The sequence below is a fragment of the Bradyrhizobium sp. genome, assembly GCF_004799405.1.
Classification (GTDB): domain Bacteria; phylum Pseudomonadota; class Alphaproteobacteria; order Rhizobiales; family Xanthobacteraceae; genus Bradyrhizobium.
The window spans coordinates 1-9,418 of the sequence record NZ_SSMW01000052.1 but is presented as its reverse complement, the minus strand read 5'-3'; the positions used below and the strand labels follow the sequence as shown (position 1 = coordinate 9,418).

9 protein-coding genes are annotated in these 9,418 nt (G+C 63.3%); 5 read left to right on the top strand and 4 right to left on the bottom strand.

Annotated elements, in window-relative coordinates:
• Window positions 1-76: 76 nt before the first annotated feature.
• Complete coding sequence (locus tag E7813_RS08860; RefSeq protein WP_291572910.1) at window positions 77-877, top strand: hydrolase; 801 nt, start codon at window positions 77-79, stop codon at window positions 875-877.
• 2 nt (window positions 878-879) lie between these two features.
• Here the strand turns inward: E7813_RS08860 and E7813_RS08855 are convergent, their stop codons facing one another.
• Entirely contained in the window at window positions 880-1,365 is a 486-nt protein-coding gene (locus E7813_RS08855) for an MmcB family DNA repair protein (protein ID WP_291572907.1), read from the bottom strand.
• 176 nt (window positions 1,366-1,541) lie between these two features.
• Here E7813_RS08855 and E7813_RS08850 point away from each other — a divergent pair, with 176 nt between their 5' ends.
• Complete coding sequence (locus tag E7813_RS08850; protein ID WP_291572904.1) at window positions 1,542-2,210, top strand: MBL fold metallo-hydrolase; 669 nt, start codon at window positions 1,542-1,544, stop codon at window positions 2,208-2,210.
• A gap of 85 nt (window positions 2,211-2,295) precedes the next feature.
• Here E7813_RS08850 and E7813_RS08845 read toward each other — a convergent pair whose 3' ends face one another.
• A complete protein-coding gene (locus tag E7813_RS08845) occupies window positions 2,296-2,670 on the bottom strand; it encodes a helix-turn-helix domain-containing protein (RefSeq protein WP_291572902.1) in 375 nt (124 codons plus the stop codon).
• Window positions 2,671-2,850: 180 nt separating this feature from the next.
• On the opposite strand from E7813_RS08845, the gene E7813_RS08840 reads away from it, so the two are divergent.
• Window positions 2,851-3,156 carry a hypothetical protein gene (locus E7813_RS08840; protein ID WP_291572900.1) on the top strand — a complete coding sequence of 102 codons (306 nt, stop codon included), beginning with the start codon at window positions 2,851-2,853 and terminating at the stop codon, window positions 3,154-3,156.
• Window positions 3,157-3,208: 52 nt separating this feature from the next.
• Here the strand turns inward: E7813_RS08840 and E7813_RS08835 are convergent, their stop codons facing one another.
• Both E7813_RS08835 and E7813_RS08830 read right to left on the bottom strand, forming a co-directional pair.
• Window positions 3,209-5,698 carry a PAS domain-containing protein gene (locus E7813_RS08835; RefSeq protein ID WP_291572898.1) on the bottom strand — a complete coding sequence of 830 codons (2,490 nt, stop codon included), beginning with the start codon at window positions 5,696-5,698 and terminating at the stop codon, window positions 3,209-3,211.
• A 179-nt stretch (window positions 5,699-5,877) separates the two neighbouring features.
• Window positions 5,878-7,047 (bottom strand): PHB depolymerase family esterase, encoded by a 1,170-nt coding sequence (locus E7813_RS08830; protein ID WP_291572897.1) that lies wholly within the window; start codon window positions 7,045-7,047, stop codon window positions 5,878-5,880.
• 222 nt (window positions 7,048-7,269) lie between these two features.
• Between E7813_RS08830 and sthA the strand changes: the two genes are divergently transcribed.
• Both sthA and E7813_RS08820 read left to right on the top strand, forming a co-directional pair.
• Window positions 7,270-8,661 (top strand): Si-specific NAD(P)(+) transhydrogenase, encoded by a 1,392-nt coding sequence (sthA, locus tag E7813_RS08825; protein WP_291572896.1) that lies wholly within the window; start codon window positions 7,270-7,272, stop codon window positions 8,659-8,661.
• A gap of 152 nt (window positions 8,662-8,813) precedes the next feature.
• Window positions 8,814-9,418: LLM class flavin-dependent oxidoreductase (locus E7813_RS08820; RefSeq protein ID WP_291572895.1), on the top strand; the 605-nt coding region annotated here is incomplete at its 3' end.

The window sequence follows — 9,418 nt, the reverse complement described above, 5'->3', positions numbered from 1 at the left end:
CGTCCTCTCCGCCGCAGTAAACCCTCTATGAAATCTCCGTTCCATCCCACACTCCATCCTTTCCCTCTAAGATAAAGTGTTGCGTCAACCGGTTGAGACCACCGGGACAAAACTGCCACTGGTTGTTCTCTCTCACGGCCGCGGCGGGTGGTTCGGCGGCCATAGCGACACCGCAGAAGCGTTGGCCGATGCCGGCTTTGTCGTCGCCGCCATCAACCATCCCGGCGAGAACGGCGGCGACTCCTCGCAGCGCGACAGGCTGTCCGTGCTGGCGTCACGCCCGGTGGATATCATCCGGCTGCTCGATTTCATGTTGAAAGACTGGCGGGACAGGACGGTCATCGATCCCACCAAAATCGGCTTCTTCGGCTTTTCCGCCGGCGCCTTTACCGGGCTGGTGCTGGCGGGAGCCGATCCGGATTTCCGCAAGATCGCGCCCTACTGCCCGGAGTCGAACAAATCGCTCGGTTGCGAGCAGTTTCGCAGTGGCGACATTCCTTCCAGCCCGCCGCATGAGCCTCGAATCCGGGCCGCCGTGCTTGCCGACACTGCAGTGAACTTTGCGTTTACAAAGGAAGGTTTGGCCGGAGTCCGGATCCCGCTGCTGATCTGGCGATCTGAACTGGGGGGCGGAGGCGTCGATCCGAAAAACACCGCCATCACCGCCGACAGCCTGCCGGGCAAGTCCGGCATCCACACCGTCCCGGCCGGTCACTTTGCTTTCCTCGCACCGTGCACGCCGGAGTTCGTGGCGAACTTGCCGCGGTTTTGCACCGATCCACCCGGCTTCGACCGAACGGCCTTTCACCGTGAACTCGACGCGAGCGTTATCGCCTTCTTCCGCGAACAACTCGGCGGCGACGGCAAGACTCGCTGAACCTAGAATTCTCCGTGCCCTTGCGGATCGGTCAGGCGATTGATCCGCTGTGCGGCGGCCCGGGCAAAGCGCACCGTCATCAGCTTGCGGGTCGGCGCCGGCAGCCGGTGCTCCGGCGCCTCGCAATGCATGTGCGCGCCATAGGCGTCGGCGACGATCAGGCCGGTATCGGCGGGGAAGATTTCGCACGGCAGATCCTGCGTAAACGCAAAGAACAGCCGGTCGCAATGCGCGCGGTACTCCTCCCACTTCTGGTCGGCGCGCAAATCCTCGACCGAGGATTTGATCTCGACGATCCAGATTTCGCCGTGCTCGTTCAGCGCCACCAGATCGGCGCGCCGTCCCGACGGCAGCGGCAGTTCGCTGATGCTGGAAAATCCCAGCGACCACAACAGCCGGGCGGTGCCGCGCGCGATCGCCAGCGCCGTCTCGGACTGACGGCGATCCGGCGGCGGCATCAGGGTCACTTGGCGGGCTTGCGATTCCATCGCGGCAGCCTAGCAAATTTCGCGGCACCCGCCCATATGGGGGTTGCAGCCAACCGCGGGTTCCGGTCGGCGGACCACGGAGAAATTTTCGCCTGGAAAATCGGCAGCTATTCTTCCCGCTATTTTTCGGGCTATTTCCCTCTTGGCGATCCCTGAAAAATCGGCAATGTGCTGACATGACACAGCAAACTGAAACCAAAGCGAAAGCCGGCGCGATCATCGTTCCGGTGACGCTGTTCGAGCAGAACTGCACGATCATCTGGTGCGAAGCCACCAAAAAGGCCGTCGTGATCGACCCCGGCGGGGACGTTGCGAAAATTGAGGCTGCGATCAAACAGACCGGCGTCGATGTCGAAAAAATCTGGCTGACGCACGGCCATATCGATCACGTCGGCGGCGCGGCCGAATTGCGCGATGCGCTGAACGTGCCGATCGAAGGTCCGCATATCGACGACAAATTCCTGCTCGACAATGTGGTGGCGAGCGGCGCCCGCTTCGGCATGACCGGGGTGCGCGATTTTGCGCCGGATCGCTGGCTCAACGAGGGCGACCGGGTCTCAATCGGCGAATTGAGTTTCGATATCCTGCATTGTCCCGGCCATTCGCCGGGCAGCGTGGTGTTCTACAACAAGGAGATGCGCTTTGCGCATGTCGGCGACGTGCTGTTCAACGGTTCGGTCGGGCGCAGCGACATCCCCGGCGGCAATCACAAGACGCTGATCAAGTCGATCAAGGACAAGCTGCTGCCGCTCGGCGACGACGTCGGCTTCATCTGCGGCCACGGCCCGGGCTCCAGCATCGGCCAGGAGCGGATGACCAATCCGTTCCTCACCGGCGAGATGTGACGGCAGGATTAGAGCGTTTTCGAGCGAAGTGGATTCCGGCCCCGTTCCGATTCGATCGGAACGGAAATGGCTCCAGCCGCCGCCGTTATTCGGCCGCGACCATTTCGACCACGTTGTCTTCGAGGTGGCGCGCACCCCAGTTGCGAATGGCCGCAATGACGGGAACGAAGCTCTTGCCCTTGCGGGTCAGGCGATATTCCACCTTGGGCGGAACGACGCCGTAATCCCTGCGGTCGATCAGCCCGCTCTCGGTCAGCGCCTTCAACTCGCGGCTGAGCACGCGGGGTGCGATTTCCGCGCTGCCGCTTGCGCCGCGCAGCAGGCCGGTCCGGATCTCGCCATAGCGCCGCGGGCCATCCTTCAGGTCCCAGACGATCCGCAGCTTGTATTTGCCGCTGATCATTTTCTGGAAGGCCGCGACCGGGCATCCGCAGGCCGGCGCCGGTTTCGGGTTCGCCATGTCATGATCTCCGCTATTGAACGACGCGTGCCCCAGAAATAGCGACAGCGACGAAAAAGTCCATGGTGACATTTTTGTCCATACTTGCATGATCGACTCTGTGAGCGCCAGATTGGGACATGCGGACAATGGCGGGCGGACCGTGTTGCGCCGGCATCGTCCTTATCCAGGGAGCAAGCCATGAAGCACTTCATGATCAAATATCAGTTTGCCAACGGCACGGCGGAGGCGTGGCACCGGGAAGTCGAGAAATTCATTGCCGCCCTCAACAACGATCCGGAGCTGAAGGGGAAAATCCTCTACCGCGTCATGAAGAACCGCGACGATTCCAGCTATTTCCATCTCGCCGCGGCCGCCGACGACCAAGCGGTCAAGACCCTGCAGCAACGCGATTTCTTCAAGCACTACACCGAGAAGACAAGGCAGGTCGCCGGCGGCGAGGTGGTGGTGACGCCGATGGAACTGATCGCCGAGACCGCGCGGTAATTGAGGGTCGCACTTCCTTCTCCCCTTGTGGGAGAAGGGAAGAGAAAACGCGCTAGCCCGAAACCATCGCGCGAATGCGCTGCGAGAGATTGTCGAGGTCGAACGGCTTGGTGATCATTTCCATGCCGGGCTGCAGAAAGCCGTCGGCGATCGCTGCACTTTCGGCATAGCCGGTGATGAAGAGAATCTTCAGGTTGGGCCGGGTTTCCCGCGCCTGGTCAGCGAGCTGGCGCCCGTTCATGCCGGGCAGGCCGACATCGGTGACCAGCAAGTCGACGCGTCCGTTGGTCCGCAGCATGCGCAGGCCCGACGGTCCATCGACGGCATCGAGCGTCCGGTAGCCCTGCTCCTGCAGCATTTCCAGGATGACCGCGCGCACCACCGGCTCGTCCTCGACCACCAGCACGGTCTCGCCGGTGGCGGCATGTTCGTCGGCCCTGACCGCGGATGCATGTTCGGTGCCGGCATCGCCGTGATGGCGCGGCAGGTAAAGCCTGACCGAGGTGCACTGCCCTGGCCTGCTGTCGATGGTGGCATGGCCGTTCGACTGCCGCGCAAATCCATAGATCATCGAAAGTCCGAGGCCGGTGCCCTGCCCGATCGGCTTGGTCGTAAAGAACGGATCGAAGGCGCGGGCCGCCACCTCGGCACTCATGCCGCTGCCGGTGTCCGTGACATCGATGCTGATATAATCGCCGGGCGCCAGCGCCGGCGTATCGGCGCTGATGCCGTCGAGCCGCGCGTTCGCGGTCGAGATGGTGAGCCTGCCGCCGTTCGGCATCGCATCCCGGGCGTTGATGGCAAGATTGAGCAGCGCGCTTTCCAGTTGATTGGGATCGCACAGCGTGCCCCACAAGCCGTCCGCCGCGACGATTACAAGATCGATGGTCTCGCCGATGGTCCGGCGCAAGAGATCCTCCAGCGACACCACGAGCTGATTGGCATCGACGCTTTTCGGGATCAGCGGCTGCCTGCGCGCGAACGCCAGCAGGCGATGCGTGAGCGCCGCGGCGCGGTTGGCCGATGTCATGGCGGCGTTGATGTAACGCGCAAAATTGTCGGTCCGCCCCTGACTGAGGCGGGTCTGCAGCAGATCCAGCGATCCCACGATTCCCGTGAGCAGGTTGTTGAAGTCGTGCGCGATGCCGCCGGTCAGCTGCCCGACCGCTTCCATCTTCTGCGACTGGCGCAGGGCCTCCTCGGTAGCCTTGAGCCGTTCGGCCGCGATCCTCTCCGCGGTGACGTCGCGGGCCACCGCATAGGTGTGATCCTGGTCCGACACGGCGGTCCAGGACAGCCAGCGGTACGATCCGTCCTTGTGCCGAAAGCGGCTCTCGAACCTGACCGTGGTCTCGGTCTCGCCCAGTTTTCTGACCTGCGCCCGGGTGAGTTCGCCATCGTCGGGATGCTCCAGCCATTGCGAGGTGCGGCCGAGCAATTCAGCCTCGCTCCAGCCGAGCGTCCGGGTACAGGCCGGGTTGACGGTTCGCCAGACGCCCTTGCGGTCCGCGACCACCAACAGATCCTGCGACACGTTCCAGATCCGATCGCGCTCCCGGGTCTTTTCCTCGACGCGCTGCGCCAGCGTCGCGTTCAGCTCGGCCAGTTGATCCGCAAGGGTGCGAAAGCGCTCCTCGCTTTGCCGCAGCGCCTGATCCGCCATCACCTGCTCGGTGACGTCGGTATGCGCGCCGACCAGCCGGATGGCGCGTCCGTTCTGGTCGCGCTCGATCGTCGACCTGACCGAAATCCAGCGCAGTTCGCCGTCGCTGGGACGAATGATCCGGTACTGCACGGTGTAGTCGCGGGCTTTGCTGGCGATGGCGTCGCGGAATTTTTTCTCGGTGGCTTCGCGATCCGCAGGGTGAATGCGCCGGACCCAGTCATCGTGGGATTCGTTCGCCGCATCGGGCGGCAGGCCATGAATCTGCAGATATTCCGGCGACCGGCGATTGCGGAAACCCGTCCGCAAGTCGACTTCAAGCCCGCCGATCATTCCGATCTGCTGCACGCGCGCCAGTTCAGCCTCGCGTTCGCGCAACGCGACGCCGGCAAGATAATCCCTGGTGACGTCGCGGCAGACCACGAGCACGCCGCCGACACCGTCGTCTTCGTCGATCGGGCTGTAACCGTAGGTCCAGTAGACCTGCTCGAGCCTGCCGTGACGCGTGACCGGAACGAGCTGGTTCTCATGCCAGGTGGCACCCCCGCCGCTCATCACCTGCTCGATCTGCGGGCCGATAATGGGCCAGATTTCGACCCAGCACTCCCGGCCGCGCTGGCCGAGCGCGCTCGGGTGGCGCTCGGGTCCCATGGTCTGGCGATAGGCGTCGTTATAGAATTGAATCAGTTCCGGGCCCCACCAGATGAACATCGGGTGGTTGGTATTCAGCAGAATCCGCACCGCCGTCCGCAGGCTCTGCGGCCAGCTCTCCGGCGATCCGAGCGGACTTGCCGACCAGGGATACGCCCGCGTCAACGCCCCCATCTCGCCGCCGCCGGCGAGAAAGTCCGCAGAAGCGGGTCTATTGATCTTCAACATCAGGGGATAATCGACCGCAGGTTCAGCCCAGATTTGCGGCCGGAACTTAGCCCCCGGTCACAACCCCGGTAAACACGGGGATACCGCATTTGGTTCCAAATATATTTTGAATCGGCGGAACAAAACCGTGGGTGCCTGCGCGGCAGCGCGATTCAACCGCGCCGACCCTCGCAAGGCCCTTATTTCATCAAGCCCGCAGCGGTCAGTGCCCGGGTGATGACGGCACCGACGTCGATCGCACGGCGTTGCGGCTGGCGCGGCGGCTCGGAAGGGCGGCGAAGCGTCGCCAGCGGCGAGAGCATCACGGCGATGTCCGGCGTCCGCGCCGGCGCGGCCTCTTTCGAAGCCTCCTTGGGCTGATGGATCCACTCGGTGAGGCCGAAGAACTTCGCAATATGATAGGACGACGAAATTCCCGCCTCGATCAGGAACGCGCCTTGCGCGCCGTAGTGCTCGTCGTTGTCGGCAATACCGAGCGGGGTGCCGTGGGCCATGCCGGTGATGGTGTAGGATTCGACGATGGTTTCGCCGTCCGCGTTCCACCAGACCTGGCGCGGATAACCGTCGACGACCGCCTCGGACATCGGCGCCGACGGCAGATGGTGCACATCCAGCCACTGCTTGACGATCTCATCGGCATTCGCAGGGTTGACCGTACGGTCGGCGCTGCCGTGCCACACCGAAAGCTTCGGCCACGGGCCTTTGTGATGTGACGCATTGCGCACCAGATCGCCCAATTCGCTCGCGCTGCGGGACGACGACTGCAACATGCCGCTCAAGGCTTCCCGCACGTTGGTCGCCACTCCGAACGGCAGGCCTGCGATAATCGCGCCGCCCGCGAAGATGTCGGGATAGGTTGCGAGCATGACGGATGTCATGGCGCCACCGGCGGAAAGCCCGGTGACGTAGATGCTGTTTTGATCGATGCCGTAATCGCCGACCATCCGCGCGATCATCTGCCGGATCGAACCGGTTTCACCACAGTCGCGCGCGGTGTCTTCCGGGTTGAACCAGTTGAAGCAACCCTGGGCATTGTTCGACGGACGCTGCTCCGGCATCAGCAGCGCAAAGCCGTAGCGCTTGGCCAGCGTGGACCAGCCGGCGCCCGCGTCGTAGCCGGCAGCGGTTTGACCGCATCCGTGCAGAACGACGACCAGAGCGGGCTTCGGCCGCAGTTGGTCCGGCACGTAGCGGAACATCCTGAGCTCGCCCGGATTGGCGCCGAAATTCGTGACCTCGACCAGAGAACTACGGCCCGGCCTCAGGTTCCGTCCCCAGTCCCCAAGGCCGTTGATTCCGTTAAGCTTCGAAAGGCGTCGCAGGAAATCGACGTTTTTGGCGAGAGACACCGGCAGCTCCTCGGCAAGAGATTCTCTTGATTGCATCCAGAGCAGATAATTGCTGCACTGCAAAATGAAAAGGCCGTGTGCTGCCAATTCCCAGAATTATGGGGATTGCCGTTAATTTCGGCTTTGGACGGCCGGTCGCAGAAATTCAGCCGGAAAATGCGGCCCGATTGCTGCATGGCGAAGGCGTCTTTCAGCCCTCAAAGCGTTCGGAAAGCGCCTTCGATGTACGACTACGACATGCTGGTAATCGGCTCCGGCCCATCCGGCCGCAGGGCTGCCGTGCAATTCGCCAAACTCGGCAAATCCGTTCTGGTGGTGGAAAAAGGCCGGCGGGTCGGCGGCGTTTCGGTTCATACCGGCACCATCCCGTCCAAGACCCTGCGCGAAACGGTGCTCAATCTGTCGGGCTGGCGCGAGCGCGGCTTCTATGGCCGGTCCTACCGGGTGAAACAGGATATCGGCGCGACCGACCTGATCGTACGCCTGCAAAAGACGCTCGATCATGAAGTCGAAGTGCTGGAGCACCAGTTCAGCCGCAACGCGGTGAAAACCGCCGCCGGCGAAGCCCGCTTCGCCGGGCCGAACCGGATCGAGATCACGGCCGACAATGGCGAGAGCCGCGTGGTTTCCGCCGCACATATCCTGATCGCCTGCGGCACGCGGCCATTCCGCCCCGACTATGTGCCGTTCGACGGCAAGACCGTGTTCGACAGCGACGAGATCATTGACCTGCCGAAACTGCCCCGCAGCCTTGCCGTGATCGGCGCGGGCGTCATCGGGGTCGAATACGCCACCATCTTCTCGGCGCTCGACGTCGCGGTGACCCTGATCGAACCGCGGCCGACGTTTCTCGACTTCATCGACAAGGAACTGATCGACGAGTTCATGCACGAACTGCGCGACCGCAATGTCGCGGTGCGGCTCGGCTCCGCCGTGAACTCCATCGAACGCACCGCAAGCGGCCGCATCCTGACCAGGCTTTCCGACGGCCGCAACGTCACCTCCGAGATGCTGCTGTTCGCGGCCGGCCGCGTCGGCGCGACCGACCGGCTCAATCTCGAGGCGGCAGGGATAGAAGTGGACCATCGCGGCCGGATCGCGGTCGATCCGGTGACGCTGCAGACCAGCGTGCCGCATATCTATGCCGCCGGCGACGTGATCGGGTTTCCGAGTCTGGCGTCCACCTCGATGGAGCAGGGACGCGTCGCCGCCTGTCACGCGCTCGGAATGGAGCCGCTGGCGCCGCCGGAGTTCTTCCCTTACGGCATCTATTCGGTGCCGGAAATCTCAACCACCGGATTGACCGAAGAGGAAGTGCGAACGCGCGGCATTCCTTACGAGGTCGGCGTCGCGCGTTTTCGCGAAACCTCGCGCGGCCATATCATGGGGCTCAACAGCGGCATGATGAAGATGATCTTCTCGACCAAGACCCGCCGGCTGCTCGGCGTGCATATTCTCGGCGAAGGCGCCACCGAGCTGATCCACATCGGCCAGGCCGTGCTCAACCTCAAGGGCACCATCGATTATTTCATCCAGAATACCTTCAACTATCCGACGCTCGCCGAGGCCTACAAGATCGCCGGTCTCGATGCCTGGAATCGGATGACGCGGTAAATCCTCTTCTTTTTTCCACGAGTCGTCCCCGCGCACCGGGAACGACGGCTGCGGCACATGCTTCGCCTGCGTTTTCCGTGATTGCCTTGGCCATCCCCACCCCGTAGTTTGGCTCGGCCCTCAAAGAAAAACAGCCGCCCGGAGAGAAACCCATGGCACGCCTCAAATTCGGAGCCTTCCTCGCCCCGCATCATCCGATCGGCGAACATCCGATGCTGCAATTCCGCCGCGACCTCGATTTCGTCGAGCAGCTCGATGCGCTCGGCTATGACGAGTTCTGGTGCGGCGAGCACCATTCGAGCGGCTGGGAAACCATCGCTTCGCCCGAGATGTTCCTGGCCGCCGCCGGCGAGCGTACCAAGCGCATCAAGCTCGGCACCGGCGTGATCTCGCTGCCCTATCACCATCCCTTTAACGTCGCGCAGCGGATGGTGCAGCTTGACCACATGACCGGCGGCCGCGCCATCTTCGGCTCCGGCCCCGGCGCACTCGCCTCCGACGCGCACACGCTCGGCATCGATCCGATGACGCAGCGCGACCGCCAGGACGAGGCGATCGCGGTCATCCGCCGGCTGTTCAACGGCGAGCGCGTCACCGCCAAAAGCGACTGGTTCACCATGAACGACGCCGCGCTGCAGATCCTGCCCCTGCAGGAAGAGATGCCGTTCGTGGTGGCCTCGCAGATTTCGCCCTCGGGCATGACGCTGGCCGGCAAATACGGCATCGGCATCATTTCGCTCGGCTCGATGTCGACGCA

Bases quoted from the DNA above. Each gene is read 5' to 3' on its own strand.
- E7813_RS08840 (WP_291572900.1), top strand. From the start codon at position 2,851: ATGAAGCACTTCATGATCAAATATCAGTTTGCCAACGGCACGGCGGAG.
- E7813_RS08850 (WP_291572904.1), top strand. From the start codon at position 1,542: ATGACACAGCAAACTGAAACCAAAGCGAAAGCCGGCGCGATCATCGTT.
- E7813_RS08835 (WP_291572898.1), bottom strand. From the start codon at position 5,698: ATGTTGAAGATCAATAGACCCGCTTCTGCGGACTTTCTCGCCGGCGGC.
- E7813_RS08845 (WP_291572902.1), bottom strand. From the start codon at position 2,670: ATGGCGAACCCGAAACCGGCGCCGGCCTGCGGATGCCCGGTCGCGGCC.
- sthA (WP_291572896.1), top strand. From the start codon at position 7,270: ATGTACGACTACGACATGCTGGTAATCGGCTCCGGCCCATCCGGCCGC.
- E7813_RS08855 (WP_291572907.1), bottom strand. From the start codon at position 1,365: ATGGAATCGCAAGCCCGCCAAGTGACCCTGATGCCGCCGCCGGATCGC.